Annotated in this window: 17 protein-coding genes, 1 tRNA gene and 1 pseudogene; 15 read left to right on the top strand and 4 right to left on the bottom strand. The window is 73.6% G+C overall.

Translation table 11 applies throughout. The features are described from left to right. The first annotated feature begins 85 nt into the window (after positions 1-85). From GA0070608_RS05250 to GA0070608_RS05195, 12 genes are all read left to right on the top strand, one after another. Positions 86-1,939, top strand: coding sequence for a serine/threonine protein kinase (locus GA0070608_RS05250; RefSeq protein WP_091622615.1), 1,854 nt, complete (start codon positions 86-88; stop codon positions 1,937-1,939). Positions 1,940-2,016: 77 nt separating this feature from the next. Beyond that, a complete protein-coding gene (locus tag GA0070608_RS05245) occupies positions 2,017-2,349 on the top strand; it encodes a PadR family transcriptional regulator (protein ID WP_089001967.1) in 333 nt (110 codons plus the stop codon). Then, entirely contained in the window at positions 2,346-3,368 is a 1,023-nt protein-coding gene (locus GA0070608_RS05240) for an HAAS signaling domain-containing protein (protein WP_091622610.1), read from the top strand. The genes GA0070608_RS05245 and GA0070608_RS05240 overlap by 4 nt, the downstream gene beginning before the upstream one ends. 118 nt (positions 3,369-3,486) lie before the next feature. Next, the gene (locus GA0070608_RS05235) at positions 3,487-3,969 is read left to right on the top strand and encodes an LppU/SCO3897 family protein (protein WP_091622607.1); all 483 of its coding nucleotides are present in this window, start codon (positions 3,487-3,489) and stop codon (positions 3,967-3,969) included. A gap of 209 nt (positions 3,970-4,178) precedes the next feature. Continuing rightward, entirely contained in the window at positions 4,179-4,865 is a 687-nt protein-coding gene (locus GA0070608_RS05230; RefSeq protein WP_091622602.1) for a dienelactone hydrolase family protein, read from the top strand. Between the two features lie 19 nt (positions 4,866-4,884). After that, entirely contained in the window at positions 4,885-5,598 is a 714-nt protein-coding gene (locus tag GA0070608_RS05225; RefSeq protein WP_091622597.1) for a uracil-DNA glycosylase, read from the top strand. A gap of 76 nt (positions 5,599-5,674) precedes the next feature. Continuing rightward, positions 5,675-6,418, top strand: a complete 744-nt coding sequence (locus GA0070608_RS05220; RefSeq protein WP_091622594.1) for a DUF4129 domain-containing protein — start codon at positions 5,675-5,677, stop codon at positions 6,416-6,418. A 64-nt stretch (positions 6,419-6,482) separates the two neighbouring features. Beyond that, positions 6,483-7,067, top strand: a complete 585-nt coding sequence (locus GA0070608_RS05215; protein ID WP_091622590.1) for a hypothetical protein — start codon at positions 6,483-6,485, stop codon at positions 7,065-7,067. Beyond that, positions 7,064-8,068 carry an AAA family ATPase gene (locus GA0070608_RS05210; RefSeq protein WP_091622587.1) on the top strand — a complete coding sequence of 335 codons (1,005 nt, stop codon included), beginning with the start codon at positions 7,064-7,066 and terminating at the stop codon, positions 8,066-8,068. The genes GA0070608_RS05215 and GA0070608_RS05210 overlap by 4 nt, the downstream gene beginning before the upstream one ends. A 14-nt stretch (positions 8,069-8,082) precedes the next feature. Next, entirely contained in the window at positions 8,083-9,480 is a 1,398-nt protein-coding gene (locus tag GA0070608_RS05205) for a DUF58 domain-containing protein (protein WP_091622582.1), read from the top strand. Beyond that, the gene (locus GA0070608_RS05200) at positions 9,477-10,037 is read left to right on the top strand and encodes a hypothetical protein (protein ID WP_091622579.1); all 561 of its coding nucleotides are present in this window, start codon (positions 9,477-9,479) and stop codon (positions 10,035-10,037) included. The genes GA0070608_RS05205 and GA0070608_RS05200 overlap by 4 nt, the downstream gene beginning before the upstream one ends. A gap of 104 nt (positions 10,038-10,141) precedes the next feature. Further along, positions 10,142-11,473: an NAD(P)/FAD-dependent oxidoreductase gene (locus GA0070608_RS05195; RefSeq protein ID WP_091622574.1), complete on the top strand. Its 1,332-nt coding sequence runs from the start codon at positions 10,142-10,144 to the stop codon at positions 11,471-11,473. A gap of 178 nt (positions 11,474-11,651) precedes the next feature. On the opposite strand, the gene GA0070608_RS05190 is transcribed toward GA0070608_RS05195, so the two are convergent. Further along, entirely contained in the window at positions 11,652-13,484 is a 1,833-nt protein-coding gene (locus tag GA0070608_RS05190) for a hypothetical protein (RefSeq protein WP_091622571.1), read from the bottom strand. 102 nt (positions 13,485-13,586) lie between these two features. Between GA0070608_RS05190 and GA0070608_RS05185 the strand changes: the two genes are divergently transcribed. From GA0070608_RS05185 to GA0070608_RS05175, 3 genes are all read left to right on the top strand, one after another. Beyond that, positions 13,587-13,667 (top strand) — tRNA-Leu (locus GA0070608_RS05185). A 110-nt stretch (positions 13,668-13,777) separates the two neighbouring features. Next, positions 13,778-14,593, top strand: coding sequence for a Bax inhibitor-1/YccA family protein (locus GA0070608_RS05180; protein ID WP_091622567.1), 816 nt, complete (start codon positions 13,778-13,780; stop codon positions 14,591-14,593). Positions 14,594-14,808: 215 nt separating this feature from the next. Further along, positions 14,809-15,126, top strand: a complete 318-nt coding sequence (locus tag GA0070608_RS05175) for a hypothetical protein (protein ID WP_091622563.1) — start codon at positions 14,809-14,811, stop codon at positions 15,124-15,126. Positions 15,127-15,395: 269 nt separating this feature from the next. Here the strand turns inward: GA0070608_RS05175 and GA0070608_RS05170 are convergent, their stop codons facing one another. From GA0070608_RS05170 to GA0070608_RS05165, 3 genes and pseudogenes are all read right to left on the bottom strand, one after another. Beyond that, positions 15,396-16,658, bottom strand: a complete 1,263-nt coding sequence (locus GA0070608_RS05170; RefSeq protein WP_091622561.1) for an acetyl-CoA C-acetyltransferase — start codon at positions 16,656-16,658, stop codon at positions 15,396-15,398. A 226-nt stretch (positions 16,659-16,884) separates the two neighbouring features. Next, complete coding sequence (locus GA0070608_RS31885) at positions 16,885-17,688, bottom strand: SGNH/GDSL hydrolase family protein (protein WP_141719410.1); 804 nt, start codon at positions 17,686-17,688, stop codon at positions 16,885-16,887. Beyond that, positions 17,662-18,737: pseudogene (locus GA0070608_RS05165) on the bottom strand (SGNH/GDSL hydrolase family protein); the annotation flags it as partial. The pseudogene GA0070608_RS05165 and the gene GA0070608_RS31885, both read right to left, overlap by 27 nt. Positions 18,738-18,753: the final 16 nt, after the last annotated feature.

Here is an 18,753-nt window from a genome sequence, read left to right as displayed (position 1 = left end):
ACCCTGGCCGTCGGGATCAGACAACGCCGATACTCTGCAACCTTTTCGCGTCTGTAGCATCGCTGCGACGACGAGGGGGCGCCGAGTGAACGACATCATCCCGACCCTGCCCGAGCTTGGGCTGGACTTCCTCCCCCTCGAACCGGACGATCCCGCTGCGGTGGGCGACATCCGGCTGCTCGGCCGGATCGGCGAGGGCGGCATGGGCCGGGTCTACCTCGGGATGACCCAGGCCGACCGGGCTGTGGCCGTGAAGGTCGTCAAGGATCCCTACTCGACCGACCCTTCCTTCCGCGCCCGCTTCGCGCGCGAGGCCGCGATCGCCAGTCGGGTCGGCGGCGTCTTCACCGCCCCCGTGGTGAGCCACGACGCCGAGGCCGTCCGCCCGTGGCTGGCGACCGCATTCGTGCCGGGCCTCAACCTCGCCGTCGCCGTCGCGCGCCACGGAACACTGCCGCTGCACGGCGTGTGGCGACTCGCCGCCGGGGTGGCCGAGGCCCTCAAGGCCATCCACGCCGCCGGCATCGTCCACCGCGACCTCAAGCCCGGCAACGTGCTGCTCGCCGCCGACGGACCCCGCGTCATCGACTTCGGCATCTCCCGGGCCGACGGCGAACGCGACCTCACCCAGACCGGCGTACGGATGGGCACCCCGTCCTACATGGCACCGGAGCAGGTACGCGGGGAGAAGTCCACTCCTGCCACGGACGTCTTCGCGCTCGGCTCGGTCGTCGCCTTCGCCGCCACCGGGAGGGCTCCCTTCCGCGCCGGCAACGCCGTGGAGCTCGTCTACCGCGTCACGCAGGGCGAACCCGATCTTGACGGGATCACCGACCCGGGGCTGCGGGAGCTGGTCAGCCGGTGCCTGGCGAAGGAGCCGCAGCTGCGCCCGACGCCGCAGGACGTCATCGCCGCCTACGTCGACCGCAGTGCGGCAGCCACCGGGCAGGGCTGGCTGCCCGACGGTCTCGAAGAGACCCTTCCCCAGATCGGGGCCGCTCTGACCGTCCCCGCGAGGGCGCCCGGCATCGCACCGACCTTGGCCGTCACCAAGCCGATCGGCCAGGACGGGCTCGCTGACGGCGCTCCTGGACCCGACACCGTCGCCGAACCGGTCGCCGCGGTGCTGACGAAGCTACCGGATCTGACGACCCATGCCCTGCCGCCGATCGACACCCGGCGCCGGAGTTGGCGTCGACCGGCTGTCGCCGCGGCGGTCGGCGTGCTCGTGGTGGTGCTGGGTGGGACGTATCTCGCCAGTGGCGGCGTGGGATCCGGTGCACCTTCGGCCGGCGGCCCGCCGACCGATCTTGCCGCCGCCGCCCCTGCCGCCCCGATCGCCGGTGGCCCCTCCGGCCCCGCCAGTTCTCCCCACGCTCCCGGTGCGACCAGTGCAACCGGTGCGACCGGCCCGACCGGTGCGACGAATGCGCCCGGTGCGCCCGGTGGCGGTCCGGGCGTGGTCACCAGCCCGTCGGTCGGTCGGACGCCGACCAAGGACGATCCGGGCGTCCCGGCGCCGACCAGGACCGCGCCGCGCGCCTCGGGGCTGCCCTCGGGGCCGTTCAACCCCGACAACATGGTGATCGTGAGCTCCGACGGCACGGTGCTCAGCACCACCGACACGAAACACGGCTCGAAGGTGGTGACCGCCGCCTGGGGAGACCTTCCCGGCCAGAGATGGAAATTCGAGTCGGACGGCGAAGTCATGGTCGTGAGGTCTCTACCGTCCATGCAGTTCACCATCAACTATGACGAGCGCGGAATCCTGAAACCAACCAGCTTCGGAAATCTCTACGGGTGGGTCTACGACTCCGGGAAACGCCAGTTCCGCAAGCGGAACGCGAGCGGGTGCCTGACCTCCCGGGGCTCCGGCCAGCCGGTCGGCTACGGCGCGTGCGACGGCAGCGAGAACCAGCGCTGGCGAATAGTGTCCTGACCGTCGGGGCCGCAATGAGTCCGACACGTGTCGCGACTCGTTGACGGTACTCCGCATTACGCACTAGTGTGCAATGCGTGGACACCACACAACTGTTGAAGGGCGTGCTGGATCTCGCGGTCCTCGCCGTGCTCCGCGAGGAGGACGGCTACGGCTACGACATCCTCCGCCGGCTGCGCGACGCCGGGCTGGAGGAGGTCGGCGACGCCTCGGTCTACGGCACGCTGCGCCGGCTCTACGCCGCTGGCCTGCTGACCACCTACGTCGTGCCGAGCGAGTCCGGCCCGCACCGCAAGTACTACTCCCTCAACGCCGCCGGCCGGGACCAGCTCACCCGCTCCGGCAAGCTCTGGCGCTCGTTCGCCACCACCATGGACGCACTGCTCGACGATCGGGGGATGGCGGCATGACCGTCACTGAGCAGGAAATCGCGGACTACGCCGCACGGGTCCGGGCCGCGCTGGCCGACCTGCCGCCGGCACACCGCGACGAGTTGACCGAGGACCTGCCGGAGCACCTCGCCGAAGTCGCCGCCGAGGCCGGCGGCACGCTGGTCGAGCGGCTCGGCGAGCCCGAGGCGTACGCGGCCGAGCTGCGCGCCGCCGCCGGGGTCGGCGCCGCCGTCGCCGGCGGTCGCCGCCTGGACCGTCGCCTCGGCGTCGCCGTGGACCGGCTCCGTGGGCGGGCGCACCGCTGGGACGTCCAACTCGGACCACCCCTCGGGTACGCCACCGCCAGCGAGTTCCTCCGGCTGCTCCGGCCGGCCTGGTGGGTGCTGCGTGGCTACCTGGCCGCCATGCTCGTCACGGTCGCCACCACCGGCGACACGTTCGGTGTGCTGCCCGAGCTCAACGGCAGCACCCTGGCCGGCCTGGTGCTGCTCGCCGGCAGCGTGCTCGCCTCGATCTGGCTCGGCCACCACACGCCCGGCCTGTCCCGGCCCAAACGGCGGATGCTGCACGCCGGCACGGCGGTCCTGGTGGTCTTCGGGCTGGTCGGCCTCGCGGACATGAACGGCCGCGTCGGCAGCGGGGACTTCGGCTACGAGCAGATCTCGATCGACGGCCGGTACGACCACATCCGGGACGTCTTCGTCTACGACCGCGAGGGCCGGCTGGTGGAGAACGCCCGGCTCTTCGACCAGAACGGCGACCCGATCCGGCTCGGCCACCCGGACTGCCTCGACCTGCGGATCCCGGACGAGCGCGGCAACCCGCTACTGCGCACGTACCCGTACTGCCCGGAGCAGGCGCCGTTCGCGCCGCGGGCGCCGGGCGGCTCACTGCCGTCGACAGGCGTGCCGCCGCTGCCGACACCCACCACGTCGGAGGGCCAGACCGAGCCCACGCCCGCCCCGAGCAGCACCCCGACCACGGCGCCCACGCCGTCGGACACCACGGCCGGAACGCCCGTGCCGAACCGCACGTGAAACGGATCATGCCGCGGAAGCTGTGAAATAGCTGAACGGATGAGTCCAGCGGGGCAACGGCTGTCGGCCCCTGTCGCTACGGTGTCGTCTGCTCACCCACCCCTTGGAAGGAAAACGCGTGTCAGAGCAGGTCGCACCGCCCCCCGCGCCGGACGCCAGCCAGCCCCCGTCGGCCGTCCAGGCGCCGCCCCCGGCGGAGCCCGAGGCGAAGAAGTCCGGTTCCAAGAAGCTGCTCGGCATCGTGGGCGCGATCGTCGTGTTCCTGGTCGTCGCGGGCCTCAAGTTCGGCATCGGCTCGGCGATCGGCAACTTCTTCAACAAGGACGAGACCGCCGAGGCCAAGGCCGGTGACTGCATCGCCGAGCTGCCCGAGGTGACTGGCACGAAGGAGGAGAAGGTCGACGGCGCGAAGGTCGTCGAGTGCACCTCCGCCGATGCCGTCTACAACGTGGTCGGCCGGGTCGACGGGCAGACCACGGCGCAGGCCCGCTCCGGCGAGGCGTGCGGGCAGTACATCAAGGAGGGCCAGGAGGGCTACCTCTTTTACAGCATCGAGCCGGGCAAGACCGGCTACCTGCTCTGCCTGACGAAGAAGGCCTGATTCCCCCAGCACCACAGCACCACAGCACCGCCGTCGGCGGCGCGGACGACGTCCGCGCCGCCGACGGCGTCTGCGGAGCCGCCCCGCGAACAGGAGGTGAATGCCACTGTTCCGGCGTCTTCCCCGGGTGCTCACTGCGTGGCAGGCTACCGACACGTAGGACCACTGGGCGACCAGCCAACGATGACTGACCGCTAGGAGGAGGGCCGATGGGCGAATTGGTGAGCTACCGCAACAACGGGGGGACCAGCGAGGGGTATCTCGCGATACCCTCCGGCGGTGCGACCAGCCCCGCGGTCATCGTCATCCAGGACTGGTGGGGCCTGGTGCCGCACGTCCGGGCAGTTGTGGACCGCTTCGCCGAGGCCGGTTTCGTCGCCCTCGCCCCGGACTTCCGCCGCGGCGGCCCGGCGAGCAAGCCCAGTGAGCCCCGACAGATGCTGAACGGCCCGCAGATGGACGAGGCGGCGGCGGACATCGCCGGCGCGGCGGACTACCTCGCCGGGCGGCCCGAGGTCACCGGCAAGGTGGGCTGCGCGGGCTTCTGCGCCGGTGCCAGCCTGGCCCTCTGGGCGGCGACCCGTTCCGAGCGGATCGTCGCCACCGCCGCCTTCTACCCCCGGCTGCCGTGGGACGGGATGAGCCCCGAGTGGGCCGACTACGCCGGCAAGGCCGCGCACATCCACTGCTCCGAAGAGGACGGCACCTCCGCCGCCGACGGCGTGCGGACCGTCCGCCGCGCCATCGAGACCTCCGGCGGCACCTGCCAGACCTACGACTACCCCGGCACCTCACACGCCTTCTTCAACGAGGACCGGCCGGAGCACTTCGACCAGCGCGCCGCCGCCACCGCCTGGGCCCGCACCCTCGAACTCTTCCGGGCCAAGCTTGGCTGAGCCCCGTACGCCCGACGAGGTGGTCGCCCGCGCCACGCGGGCGACCGACCTGGCCGACCTCGACGCCGCCGTCAGCGACTGTTTCGCCTGCCCACGGCTGGTGCGGTGGCGGGAGGAGGTGGCCCGCACCCGCCGGGCGGCCTTCCGGGACCAGGAATACTGGGGCCGCCCGGTGCCCGGTTTCGGCGTTCCCGACGCGCGCATCGCCATCCTCGGCCTGGCACCCGCCGCGCACGGCGGCAACCGCACCGGCCGGATCTTCACCGGCGACCGCTCCGGCGACGTCCTGTTCGCCGCGCTGCACCGGGCCGGCCTGGCCAACCAGCCGACCAGTGTCGCCGCCGACGACGGGCTGACCCTGCGGGACCTGCGCGTCTTCTCCGCCGTGCGCTGCGCGCCGCCGGACAACAAGCCCACTCCCGGCGAGCGGGACACGTGCGCGCCGTGGCTGCACCGCGAGGTGGCGCTGATCCGGCCCACCCTGCGCGTCGTGGTCGCGCTGGGCGCGTTCGCCTGGGCCTCGTGGTGGCCGGTGCTGCGTCAGGTGTACGGTGTGCGCCCGCCCAGCCCGCGGCCGGCGTTCGGCCATGGGGCACACTGGTCCGGCACGGGCGCGCCGGAGTTGCTCGGCTGCTACCACGTCAGCCAGCAGAACACCTTCACCGGGCGGCTGACACCAGAGATGCTGGACGACGTGTTCGCCCAGGCGAAGCAGTCGGCCGGGGTGGACTGAGGCGTGGGGGGTGGCGATGACGGACGGAACGCGTCGACCCGTGCGACCCGCCCCGGCGGCCCGGAGGTAGCCCTCGATGGAACTCGGCGTCCTGCGCAGGTGGTGGCCGGTGGCGGCGGTGGTGCTCCTGCTGGCCGTTGCCGCGCTCTCGTCCGCCCACTCGTCGATCGGTGCCAGCCGGGTCCCGCCCGCCGCCGACAACATCCCCTACGTGCCGGAATATCCGACTGCCGAGCCGGCCGCCTCGATCCCGGTCGAGCCGCGGGACGCCGGCGCGGCGACCCAGGCGCAGATTCCGCGGTGGATCGGCACGGCCGCCGTCGTGCTGCTCGGGCTGGCACTGCTAGCCGCGTTCGGCTACCTCACCTGGACGCTGATCCGGGGCGCGATCCGGCGCACCACCCGAGTGCTGCCGGACCGGCGGCACCGGCGTACGCCCGAGGGCACCGCCCGCGAGGTGGCCGCCGCCCTCGACGCCGGGCTGGAGGAGCTGGACGACCGGGACACCGACCCCCGCACGGCGGTGATCGCCTGCTGGGTACGCCTGGAGGAGGCCGCCGCCGGGGCCGGCGTGCCCCGGCTGACCGGTGACACCCCCACCGAACTGGTCACCCGTCTGCTGCGGGGCGACCCGTCGGCGGGGGTGCCGTCGATCGCCAGCACCGACGTGCTGGCCGAGTTCGCACACGTCTACCGCGAGGCCCGGTACGCCACCCGGGAAGTCGACGAACGTACCCGCGACCAGGCCCGCGCGGCGCTGCGCCGGCTGCGCGGCGAGTTGACCGCCGTGGTCGCCGACGAAACCGGGGCACCGGCGTGACCGGGACGGGCACCGGCGGGACCGGGATGCGGCCGGCGTTCGCCCGGCGTGGCGAGGTGACGCGGTGAGCAGCACCAGTATCGACGACCTGCTGAGCTTCGAGGAGGAACGGCCGGCGCCCGCCGAGCGGTCCCGGGGCGGGCGGGCCGGTCAGGTGCTCCGCACCCTGGCCGGCATCGCGGCCGTCGTGGTCGTGCTGGTCGCCGGGCTGCGTCTGGTGGGCCTCCGGGTCTCCCTGCCGGTCCTCGTGACCGGGGTGGTCGCGCTGTTCCTGGTGCGCCGGGTCGTCGCCGCCCTCGCGCCACCGCCCCCGCCCCGGTCCGGCGGCAGGGTTCCGGCCGGCGACGACGACGGCACCTGGAACTGGGGCGCCCGGGACGCGCTGCGGGCCGCGATCAACGGCTGGGAACGGCCGTTGGACTGGTCCGGGGGCAACCGGGAGCGGTTCGCCGAGCGGATCCTGCCCCGGCTCGGCGAGCTGGCCGACGAGCGGCTGCGCCAGCGCCACGGCCTGACCCGGGAGTCCGACCCGGAGCGGGCCCGGGTCCTGCTCGGTGACCGGCTCTGGACCTTCCTCAGCACCCCCTCCCGCCGCCCCCCGTCGCCGCGCGACCTCGCGGCGATCGTCGCCGAACTGGAGAAGATATGAACGACGTGGACCGCAGCATGCCCGCCGCCGAGGTCGGCCGCCTCGCCCGGTCGGTGCTGGAGGCGGTCGGTCAGGTCGTGGTCGGCAAGCGGGACGCGTTGGAGCTGGTCCTCGCCGGCATCCTGGCCGGCGGGCACGTGCTGCTGGAGGACCTGCCGGGTCTCGGCAAGACACTGACCGCGCGGTCCTTCGCGCAGGCGCTCGGGCTGGACTTCCGGCGGCTCCAGTTCACCCCCGACCTGCTGCCGGCCGACGTCACCGGCTCGTTCCTGTACGACCAGCGCAGCGGCGAGTTCGCGTTCCGGGCCGGGCCGGTCTTCACCAACCTGCTGCTCGCCGACGAGATCAACCGGACCCCGCCGAAGACCCAGTCGGCCCTGCTGGAGGCGATGCAGGAGAAGCAGGTCTCGGTGGAGGGCGTCACGTACAAGCTGGACGAGCCGTTCCACGTGCTGGCCACCGCCAACCCCATCGAGTACGAGGGCACCTACCCGCTGCCGGAGGCGCAGCTCGACCGGTTCCTGCTCCGGGTCTCCTTCGGCTACCCGGACCACGAGGAGGAGTGGGAGGTGCTGCGCCGGCGGATGGCCCGCCGCCGCGAGGAGGCGGAGATCAAGCCGGTGGTCGACGCCGAGACCCTGCGCGCCATGCAGGCCGCGCTGGAGGACGTGGTCGTGGAGGACTCCGTCGGCCGCTACATCGTCGCGCTCACCGCGGCCACCCGGGAGCACCCGTCGGTGCTGGTGGGCGCGTCACCGCGCGGTTCGCTGGCGCTGCTGCTGCTGTCCCGGGTACGGGCCGTGATGGCCGGCCGCGACTACGTGGTGCCGGAGGACGTCAAGGAGGTCGCGGCACCCGCCCTGGCCCACCGGATCACCCTGCGCCCGGAGATGTGGCTGCGCCGCGTCGACCCGTCCTTCGTGGTCGGCGAGGTGCTGGAGGCGACCCCGGCGCCCGCCAGCGGGGCGCTGCCCAGCTACGCCGCCGGCCCCGGGCACTGATGCTCGCGCCCGCCATGTCGCCCCGGGTCGAGTCGTCGCCGGGGCCGCAGCCCGCCACCGGCTGGACGCCCACCTGGGCGCTCGGCCGGGCGGTGCTGCTCACCGGGCTGCTGCTGATCGCGGGAGTGCTGCTCGGCCGGGTCGACCTGGTCGTGCTGGCCGCCCCGTTCGCGCTCGGCACCGCGTACGCGCTGCGCCGCCGGCCGGCCGCCCTGCCGCAGGTCTGGATCTCCGCCGACGAGGGGCACCTGGTCGAGGGGGGCGAGCTGACCGGCACGGTCACCGTCGGCAACCCGGACCTGCTCGACTACGACGTGGCGGTGGTCCGCAGCCGGGTCTCACCGTGGCTGCGGGTGGAGCGGGTGACGATCGCCGGGGCGACCGTGGCGTCCGGCGCCGGCTCGCCGACCGCCCCGTCCGTCGCCGAACGGCCCTTCGTGACGGCCGTCCCGAGGGCGGTGGCCGTGGACCTGGAGCTGACCGGCACGGCGCTGCGCTGGGGTCGGCACCCGATCGGCCCGGCGGGCGCCCGGGTCGCCGCCGCGCAGGGCCTGCTGGTCTCCCGCGCGGTGATCGCCGAACCGTCCCGGTTGCGGGTCTACCCGAGGACCGAGCCGTTCGACGCGGTCGAGGCGATGCCCCGGGCCGCCGGCCTGGTCGGCGCGCACCACTCGCGCCGGCCCGGCGAGGGCGGCGAACTGGCCGGCGTACGGGTCTTCGCCCCGGGGGACCGGCTGCGCCGGATCGACTGGCGGGTGTCGCTGCGCGCCCGGCAACTGCACGTGGCGGCCACCCTCTCCGACCGGGACGCCGAGGTGGTGGTGCTGCTCGACGTGCTCGCCGAGGCGGGCCGCTCAGGGGGCGTGTCCGGGGCGGCCTCCGTGCTGGACACCACGGTCCGGGCCGCCGCCGCGATCGCCGAGCACTACCTGCACCGTGGCGACCGGGTGTCGATGCTCGAATACGGCCCCGCCGCCCGCCGGCTGCGCCCGGCCACCGGCCGCCGGCAGTACCTGACCGTGCTGGAATGGCTGCTGGAGGTGCGGGCGGAGTCCTCCCCGCACGAGCCGTACGACCAGGTGTTCGGCCCGCAGTTGCTGTCGGCGGACGCGCTGGTGGTGGTCCTCACCCCGCTGCTCGACGAGCGGTCGGCGGAGATGCTGGCCCGGCTGGCCCGCTCCGGGCGGTTCGTGGTGGCGGTGGACACCCTGCCCGCCGATCTCACCCCGCCGAAGGACCGGGGCTGGGCCGAGGTGGCGTACCGGCTGTGGCGGCTGGACCGGGAGACGATGATCGGGCAGCTGCGGGAGCACGGCGTGCCGGTGGTGCGCTGGGCCGGCGCGGGCAGCCTCGACGAGGTGCTGCGGGACGTGGCCCGGATGGCGACCGCCCCCCGGGTGAACAACCGGTGAGCGCCGTCATCGAGAGGGTGCGGGCGCTGCGGTTCGCCGCCGCCCGGATCAGCCTGACGCCCCTGCTGGTGCGGGCCGGCATCTTCCTCACCGTGCTGGTCGGCCTGGTGCTGGCGTACCCGTCGGAGGTGCTCCTCGGTCGAGCGCTGCTCGCCCTGGTGGTGGTGGCGGCGCTGCCGGCGGTCGGGCCGCGCCGGGTCTGGCCGACCTTCGCGGCGCTGGTCACGGTCGGCGGATGGCTGGTCGCCACCGACGGGTACGGCCGGCCGATCGCCCTGTGGCGGCTGCTCGCCGTGGCGGCGGTGCTCTACCTCACCCACACCCTCTGCGCGCTGGCTGCCGTGCTGCCGTACGACGCGGTGGTCGACCCGGATCTGATCGTGCGGTGGCTGGCCCGGGCCGGTGCGGTGCTGCTGGCCACCTTCGTGCTCGGCGTGCTGCTGGTGGAGGTCGCCGGGCTCGGTGGTGATGCCGGACACCAGGCGGCGACGGTGGTCGGCCTGCTCGTGGCGGTGGCGGTGGCGGCGTTGCTGAGGTGGCTGCTGCGCCGCAGGTGACAGCCCCTTTTTGGCAACGTTGCGCAGGTCACAAGGATTGTGCTCCGTCACAGAGAAGGGGCGCGAGCGGGATTAGCCGGCCCGCGCGGGGAAAGATAGATGACGTGAACCCGAAGCGGATCCTTGTGGTGGGTGCCGGGCACGTCGGTCTCTACGCGGCCCTGCGCCTGTCGAAGAAGCTCAGCTCCCGTGAGGCTGAGGTCGTCGTGGTGGACCCTCAGCCCCACATGACGTACCAGCCGTTCCTGCCCGAGGCTGCGGCCGGCAACATCTCGCCCCGGCACTCCGTGGTGCCGCTGCGGCGCGAGTTGCGGCGGTGCAAGGTGGTGGCGGGCGCGGTGACCCGGATCGACCACGACCGCAAGACGGCGGTGGTGCAGCCCATCAGCGGCCCGACCCGGGAAATCCAGTACGACCATGTCGTCGTCGCCCCCGGTGCGGTCTCCCGCACGCTGCCGATCCCCGGCCTGCACGAGCACGGCATCGGCTTCAAGACCATCGGCGAGGCCATCTACCTGCGCAACCACGTGCTGGATCGGCTCGACGTGGCCGCCGCCACGCCCGACCCGGCCGTCCGCCGGTCCGCGCTGACCTTCACCTTCGTCGGCGGCGGGTACGCCGGCATCGAGGCGCTCGCCGAGATGGAGGACATGGCCCGCGACGCGCTGAAGTACTACCCGGAGCTCAAGCCGGAGGACATGCGCTGGGTGCTGGTCGAGGCGACCCAGCGGGTGCTGCCCGAGGTCGACCGGGACATGGGCGCCTACACGGTGCAGGAGTTGATCAAGCGGAACATGGACATCCGGCTGGACACCCGCCTGGAATCCTGTCTCAACGGGGTGGTGAAGCTCTCCGACGGCGACAGCTTCCGCTCCGACACCATCGTCTGGACGGCCGGCGTGAAGCCGTCGCCGATGCTGGACGCCACGGACTTCCCCCGCGACGAGCGGCGGCGGGTCACCTGCCTGCCGACCCTCCAGGTGGTCGATGGCGACCGGGTGGTCGAGGGCGCCTGGAGCGCCGGTGACTGCGCAGCCGTGCCGGACCTGACCAAGGAGCCCGGCAACTACTGCTCGCCGAGCGCCCAGCACGCGGTCCGGCAGGCCGCCCGGATGGCCGACAACATCGTCAACGCCGTGCGTGGCCGGGAGCCGGTGGAGTACAAGCACAAGCACGCCGGCAGCGTCGCCAGCCTCGGCCTGTACAAGGGCGTGGCCCAGGTGTACGGGATCAAGATGACCGGCTGGCCGGCGTGGTTCATGCACCGGACGTACCACATGAGCCGGATCCCGTCGTTCAACCGTAAGGTCCGGGTCGTGGTCGACTGGTCGCTGGCGTTCTTCCTCAAGCGTGAGGTGGTAGCCCTGGGTCAGTTGCACGACCCGCGCGAGGAGTTCGCCGAGGCGTCCCAGCCGGTCGGTGTCGGCCGGCCCTGACCGCCCCAAAGGACGACGCCGACCTGGCCCGCCTCCGCGCACCGGTGCCCTCGATGGCCATTCATGATCCGTTGATGCTCCGCCGGGCCCAGGGCCACTTCCCACCCGGGCCAGCATCAACCGATCATGGGTACGCCTGCGCCCTTTCAGATGGCCTCAACGTGTTACCCGGGGTGGGTCAGACCCGCCAGGTCCAGGCGTCGGCGATCCGGGTGGTGGGCCCGTAGAGCTGATCCAGGGTGCCGCGCAGGCTGTCGGCGTGCGGGGTGTCGACGGCCAGCGCCACGCATGAGGCGCCCCAGAAGTCCGCGTCCTGCGCGGCCTGCCGGCGCTGTCCGTCGTCGACGACCGGTTGCCCGCCGTGCCTGCCGACCTCGGCCAGCAGCACCGAGGTGGGCCGCTGGTAGGCGCCCATCGCCGCCGTGCCGTCGCGGCCGTACGGCCCGATGAAGAAGCCCTCCGGCATGCCGAACGCGGCGTCTGCGGCGGTCGCCCAGCGCATCGGCCACGGCTCCTTGGGCGTGGCGAGCGGCACCGGCACCAGCACCCCGCCCGGCTCGACGCACCGGCGCCAGTGCCCGCCGGTGATGAACTCGGGCAGTGGCGGGCGCTCGGCGGTGGGCAGCGGCGTCGGCAGCAGGGGCAGCAGCGCCATGCCGACCGCCACCGGCACCAGGCGGCGGGCCCGGCCGGTGCCGCGCAGCGCCCGGTCGGCCGCCAGCACCAGCAGCGTGGCGACCAGCGGCAGCACCGCGAGCGCGAACCGCATCGGCAGTGCGCCGTCCACCACGGGAAGCCCCGAGAGCAGGGCGTACGGGCCCGGCACGGCGGTGCGTTCGCCGTCGACGATCACTCGGGGGCCGAGCGACAACGCTCCCGTCACCAGCGTGCCGACCACGCAGGCGACGACCAGCGGACGACGGCCCAGCCAGAGCGCCCCGGCGGCGGCGACCAGCAGCAGGGGCAACCCGAGGAAGGTGTTGTACTCGGCCGGCCCGGTGGTCAGCCGGGCGGCCCCGTCGTCGCCCGCGACCGACAGCGGCGAGACCGTCCACCAGCTGCGCAGGTCCGCCGAGAAGTAGTGCGGGCTGAACATGCCGTCCGAGACGCCCTGCGGGCCGGCGAACTGGAACCAGAGCGGCCAGGCCAGCACGAGCAGGGCAAGCCCGGCGGCGAGCATCATCCCGCCGGCGAAACCGGGCAGGGCGCGGCGGGCCAGGTTCCGGTCCGCCACCGCGTAGGTGACCGCCATCACCAGCAGCGTGACGGCGCAGAGGAAGAGCACCTCCTCGCCGATGAAGACCTGCGCGCTGACCGCCGCCGCCAGGCCGACGGCCGAGCTGACCACCCGCCGGCTGTCCGGCCCGTCGGCGGTGCCCGCCGGGTCGGCGGCCCACAGCAGGCGGACCACCAGCCAGACGATCACCGGAACCAGCCACTGCGCGGTCATGTGCAGGTGGCTGTTGGTCTGCGAGACCATCCCAGGGCCGAAGCCGCAGAGTGCCGCCCCGAGCGCGGCGGCGAGCCGGCGGGCGCGCAGGACCCGGGTGAAGAGCAGGTACCAGGCGACCGCGGTGCCGGCCAGGTTCGCCATGGCCAGCAGGGCGAAGGTGACCGGCGCACCGAACAGCAGGGTCACCGGGGCGAGAAGCACCCCGAGGGCGATGACCGTGGTGTTGGTCATCAGGTTGACCCCGTCCGGCGCGTTGAGCCGTTCGGTGAGCAGGTCGAAGTCGCCGAGCAGCGCCCGCGAGTCGACGGCGAGGAACCATTCGTAGAGGGCCTGGTCCTCCGGGTTGAGGGCCAGGACCCGGGCCGCCGGGTCGGGCCAGAGCCCGTGGGTGAGCCAACCGGCGAGCGCCACGAAGACCAGCGCGACGGTGAGGTCCGCCCGGCGACGGCGGACGGCGGTCAGCAGACGCGCCGGCCGGAACCGGCGGGGTAGCCGGCCGGCGGCGAGGACAGCCTGGTCGGGGGCGGCGTCGGGGGCCGTAGGGGCTGTGCTGCTCACGGCGTCGACCCTAGTGCGACCCGGACGCCGGGGTACGCTGAGTCGCCACCGACCCGCTACCGTGACACTGCACCGCGCGTGTCGACCCGCGTGGTGTCACCCGCCCGGGTGGTGGAACGGCAGACACGGCCGCCTTAAAAGCGGCTGCCGCAAGGCGTGCGGGTTCGACCCCCGCCCCGGGCACGCCGCACTCTCAGCTTCCGCTCAGCTTGGCGATCTCCACGGGACTGCCCTGGGCGTTTACTCTTGGAGTGCACGTTCACGTGCAACGACCCCCTGAGGGAGGCCTGACAGTGAAGACTTCGAACCCGGTGCTCGCCCGGCTCGGCCAGGCGGCCGAGCGGGAGCGCTCCGCCGGGTACGCCCCGACCGGGCCGTACGGACAGCCCGGCTATCCACAGCAGTACCCGACGGAAGCCGGCTACCCGGCGGCCCCGCCGACCGTCAACACCATGTCGATCGACGACGTGGTGGTCAAGACCGTCACGCTCCTCGGCATCCTCGGCGTCTCCGCCGCGGCTGCCTGGGTGCTGGTGCCCGACGCCCTGCTCGGCCCGGCCTGGATCGGCGCGGCGGTGGTCGGTCTGGTCCTCGGGCTGATCATCTCGTTCTCCCGGATGGCGAACCCGGCGCTGGTCGTCGCGTACGCCGTCGTCGAGGGCGTCTTCGTCGGCATGGTCAGCAAGGTCTTCGAGTCGCTCTACGACGGCATCGTGCTCCAGGCGGTGTCCGCCACGTTCGGTGTCTTCTTCGTGATGGCCATGCTCTACAAGGCGAAGGTCATCCGGGCGACCCCGAAGTTCGTCAAGGGCATGATCGCCGTGATGGCCGGTCTCTTCGCCGTCATGCTGATCAACCTCGTGTTCGCGCTCTTCGGCGTGAACACCGGCCTTCGCGACGGCAGCCCGCTGGCGATCGGTTTCAGCCTGGTCTGCATCGTGGTCGCCGCGCTGAGCTTCGTGCTCAGCTTCAAGGAGGTCGAGGACGGCGTCCGGATGGGTCTGCCCCAGCGCTACTCCTGGGTCGCCGCCTTCGGCATCCTGGTCAGCCTGATCTGGCTCTACCTCGAGATCCTGCGTTTGCTGAGCTACTTCCAGGGCGACGACTGACCGTCGTCCCCGTCCGACGGCGCCCGCCCCCGCTCCACGGAGGGCGGGCGCCGTCGTCTCACCCCACCCCACCCCCACCGTGCCCCCGAGCGTCGATCATGAGGTTGGCGGCGAAGTTGATCGCGTTCCTGCCCGCTAACCTCATGATCGACGCGTCCGCACCGGGGTGGGTGGGCCGGGTGGGTGGGGTGGGTGGGGTACGTAGAGTTGGCGGGGTGAGTTTGGGGGAGTTGGGGCGGGCGGTGGAGTTGCTGGTGCGTCAGGTCAGGCACTGGCAGCAGCCGCGCTGGGCGGCGACGGCCACCGGTGGCAACATGTCCCGCGCCGACCTGCTGCACCGCCTGGTGCAGGAGATCGCCAACCTGTGCGCCGACGCGGAGGGCGGGCCACGGCGGGCGGTGCCCCGGCTCGACAACGACCTGGCGCTGCCGGACCAGCTCCGGGTGGTGGCCGCCGACCTGATCGCCGCCGCGCCGCCCGAGGTGCTGGCGCGGGCCGCCGCCGAGGTGACGGCGACCCGCGAAACGCTCTAGCGCGAACCCTGCGCGGCCGGCCGGGGCTCCGGTCCCGGCGTGCGGCCGGCTCAGGCCATGCGGCTCAGGCCATGCCGGCTCGGGCCAGCGCGCTTGCCGGCTCAGGCCAGCGCGCTCATCGGCTCGGGCCAGCGCGCTTGCCGGCTCAGGCCAGCGCGCTCATCGGCTCGGGCCAGCGCGCTTGCCGGCTCAGGCCAGCGCGCTCATCGGCTCGGGCCAGCGCGCTTGCCGGCTCGGGCCAGCGCGCTTGCCGGCTCGGGCCAGCGCGCTCAGCTGAGGCGCTCGACGACCATGGCCATGCCCTGGCCGCCACCGACGCACATGGTCTCCAGGCCGATCGTCTTGTCGTGCCACTCCAGGGCGTTGAGCAGGGTGCCGGTGATCCGGGCCCCGGTCATGCCGAACGGGTGCCCGACGGCGATCGCCCCGCCCATCACGTTCAGCTTCTCCAGCGGGATGCCGAGCTGACGGTACGAGGGGATCACCTGTGCGGCGAACGCCTCGTTGATCTCGACCAGGTCGACGTCGTCGATGGTCATCCCGGCCCGACTGAGCGCCTGCCGGCTGGCCTCGACCGGGCCGAGACCCATGATCTCCGGGGAGAGGGCGGTCACGCCGGTGGAGACGATCCGGGCCAGCGGAGTGATCCCGAGATCCCGGGCCCGCTGGGCACTCATGATCACCACGGCGGCGGCGCCGTCGTTGAGCGGGCAGCAGTTGCCGGCGGTGATCCGGCCGTCCGGTCGGAACACCGGCTTCAGACCGGCGACCGCCTCCAGGGTGACTCCGGCACGCGGCCCGTCGTCGGTGCCGACCACCGTGCCGTCCGGCGTGGTGACCGGAGTGATCTCCCGGGCCCAGAAGCCGTCGGCGATCGCCTTCTCGGCGAGGTTCTGGCTGCGTACGCCGAACTCGTCCATGTCGGCGCGGGTCACGTCGTACACCTGGGCCAGGTTTTCGGCGGTCTGACCCATGGTCAGGTAGATGTCCGGCAGTTCGCCGGCCTCGCGCGGGTCGGTCCAGACCGGGGCGTCGCCCTGGGCGCGGGACTTCGACCGTTCGGTTGCGGCGGCGAAGCGCGGGTTCTCCCAGCCGCCGCCGACCAACGCCTGCGCCTCCTTCGGTAGCCCGTCGGAGTTGCCGCGGGCGTACCGGGAGACGGTCTCCACACCGGCGGAGATGAACACGTCACCCTCGCCGGCCCGGATCGCGTGCATCGCCATCCGGGTGGTCTGCAACGAGGACGCGCAGTAGCGGGTGAGCGTCGTGCCGGGCAGGGTGTCCAGGCCGATCAGGGTGGCGACCACCCGGGCCATGTTGAAGCCCTGCTCGCCGCCGGGCAGGCCGCAGCCCAGGTGGAGATCATCGATCTCGCCCGGGTCGAGCTGGGGGACCTTGTCCAGGGCGGCCCGCACGATGGTCGCGGCGAGGTCGTCCGGGCGGACGTCGCGCAGGGACCCCTTGTGCGCCCGGCCGATGGGGGAGCGGGCGGTGGCGACGATGACGGCGTCGCGGGACGACTCGGTCGGCATGAACCAACGTTAACCCGCCGGTAACTTCGGGCGGAAGCTGCCCGCCGGCCGGGAAATGTCACGCCCTCCGAACCCGCAGCCGCCGGGTGCGGGCCGGACGACGGCCTGGGGCGGGCACGGGGCCGTGCGGCGGCCTCGGGCCCGTGTGGCGCCCCGTGTGGCGCCCCGTGTGGCGCCCCGTGTGGCGCCCCGGGTGGGCGCGGCCGGTCGGGGTGACGGCCGGCGGTCAGTGCCTGGAGGCGACCACAGCCGCCGCGGCGACAGCCGGCAGCAGGGCGTGCGCCCAGACCCGGTAGCCGTCGGCGGAGGGGTGATAGCCGTCGTGGCAGAGCGTCCCGGCGTCGGCGCGGAACACCGGGCCGGTCTCGGTCGCCAGGTCGACCACCGTGCCGCCCGCGTCGAGCACCGCCGCCGTCTGGGCGCGGGCCACCCGACGCCCGGACCAGCCGACCACCTGCCGCAGCGGCGGCGCGATCGCGCGTACGGCGCCCAGGTCGGGGCACGTGCCGACGACCACCTCCACCTGGGCCTCGCGGAGCCGGTGCACAGCCGCCGCGAGGTACGCGGCGGCCTCCGCCGGGCGACGCAGGGCGGTGGCGTCATTGGCCCCGATCAGGATCACCGCCACGTCGGGATGCTCACCGAGCAGCGCCCGGGCCACCTGGGTGGCCAGGTCGGTCGACCGCGAGCCGGAGACGCCGACGCTGGACAGGTGCACCCGGCGGCCGTTCGGGCCCTCGGCGAGCAGGTTGGCCAGCTGGCCGCCGATGGTCTCGTCGAGGCGACCGACCCCGACGCCGAGGGCGGACGAGTCGCCGAGCAGCACCAGTCGCAGCGGCGACGCACCGGCGCGCCCGACCGTGGCGCGCAGGGCGAGCGCCAGCTCCGGTTGGGCGTACCGGCGGCGCCGGGCGGCGAAGGCCTGACCGGCGAGGACGGCGGCGCCGCCGACCGTGCCGGCGATCAGGCTGAGCGTCGCCGCCCGGCCCAGTCGATTGGCGAGCCCCGAGGGGGTGAAGCGCTCGCTCATGCCAGTCCCTCCAGTGTGGGTGAGTCGACGGCGGGGCCTGGTTGCGACATCGCGCCGACACCGAAGAAGGCCCGTCGGCGCAGCTGTGCCCACCGGCCGGCGGGGCCGCGCTCGCGCCCCCGGACCCGGATGCCGCTGACCTCGGTGCCCGCGTGGCGGGCCGCCTCCTGTGCGGCCTGCGGCAGCGACCGTACGCCCGCGCCCCGGACCAGCGTCGGGCGGCGTTCCTGCCCCGCGCCGAGCGCGGACAGCACCGTCGGCAGCAGCGCGGCGGCGGCCATCGCGTAGCCCTCCGCAGAGGGGTGGAACCGGTCCCGGCCGAACATCCGGGTCGGCTCGGCCGCGAACCGGGGCCCGACCAGGTCGCCGAGGGAGACCGTCCAGCCGCCGGCCTCGACCACGGCCACCGTCTGGGCGGCGGCGAGCTGCCGGCTCCAGTGGCGGGCCAGCCAGCGCAGCGGCGGCTGGATCGGCTGGATCGCTCCCAGGTCGGGGCAGGTGCCGACGACCACCTCGCAGCCGGCGGCGCGCAGCGTGCGGACCGCGTCGACCAGGTAGCGCACCGCCAGGGCGAACGGTGCGCGGTTGGTCACGTCGTTGCCACCGATCAGGATCACCGCGATGTCGGGGTGGCACTCCAGCGCCGCCTCCACCTGGTGCCGGAGCACGGCCGAGATCGCGCCGACCACGGCGAAACGGTGCAGCCGCACGGGGCGTTGCAGGCGGCGGGACAGGCCGGTGGCGAGCAGCGCCCCGGGCGTCTCCCGGCGGCGGTGCACGCCGTAGCCGGCGGCCGTCGAGTCACCGAGCACGACCACGGTGACCGGTGGGCCGGGCAGCTTCGCGCCGTAGACCCCGTCGCAGCGCGGCGGCGGCGCCTCGGCCATCGGGATCGTGCGGCGGGCCTGCCGGGCCTGGCCGAGGAGCACGCCGCCGGTCGCCACCACGGCCGCGGCGGCGGCGCCCGTGCCGATCGCCGTGAGGCGGGCGATCTGCCGAGCACGCTGCCAGCGCGAACCGACCGGGACGACGGAACCAGCGACCCCCATACAGCGACATTATCGC

The sequence above is a fragment of the Micromonospora peucetia genome, from assembly GCF_900091625.1.
Lineage (GTDB): Bacteria > Actinomycetota > Actinomycetes > Mycobacteriales > Micromonosporaceae > Micromonospora > Micromonospora peucetia.
This window is presented reverse-complemented; position numbering and strand designations above follow the sequence as displayed.

Excerpts from the sequence above, each read along its gene's own strand:
- GA0070608_RS05240 (WP_091622610.1), top strand. The coding sequence starts at position 2,346 with ATGACCGTCACTGAGCAGGAAATCGCGGACTACGCCGCACGGGTCCGG.
- GA0070608_RS05230 (WP_091622602.1), top strand. The coding sequence starts at position 4,179 with ATGGGCGAATTGGTGAGCTACCGCAACAACGGGGGGACCAGCGAGGGG.
- GA0070608_RS05220 (WP_091622594.1), top strand. The coding sequence starts at position 5,675 with ATGGAACTCGGCGTCCTGCGCAGGTGGTGGCCGGTGGCGGCGGTGGTG.
- GA0070608_RS05210 (WP_091622587.1), top strand. The coding sequence starts at position 7,064 with ATGAACGACGTGGACCGCAGCATGCCCGCCGCCGAGGTCGGCCGCCTC.
- GA0070608_RS05205 (WP_091622582.1), top strand. The coding sequence starts at position 8,083 with ATGTCGCCCCGGGTCGAGTCGTCGCCGGGGCCGCAGCCCGCCACCGGC.
- GA0070608_RS05170 (WP_091622561.1), bottom strand. The coding sequence starts at position 16,658 with ATGCCGACCGAGTCGTCCCGCGACGCCGTCATCGTCGCCACCGCCCGC.
- GA0070608_RS31885 (WP_141719410.1), bottom strand. The coding sequence starts at position 17,688 with ATGAGCGAGCGCTTCACCCCCTCGGGGCTCGCCAATCGACTGGGCCGG.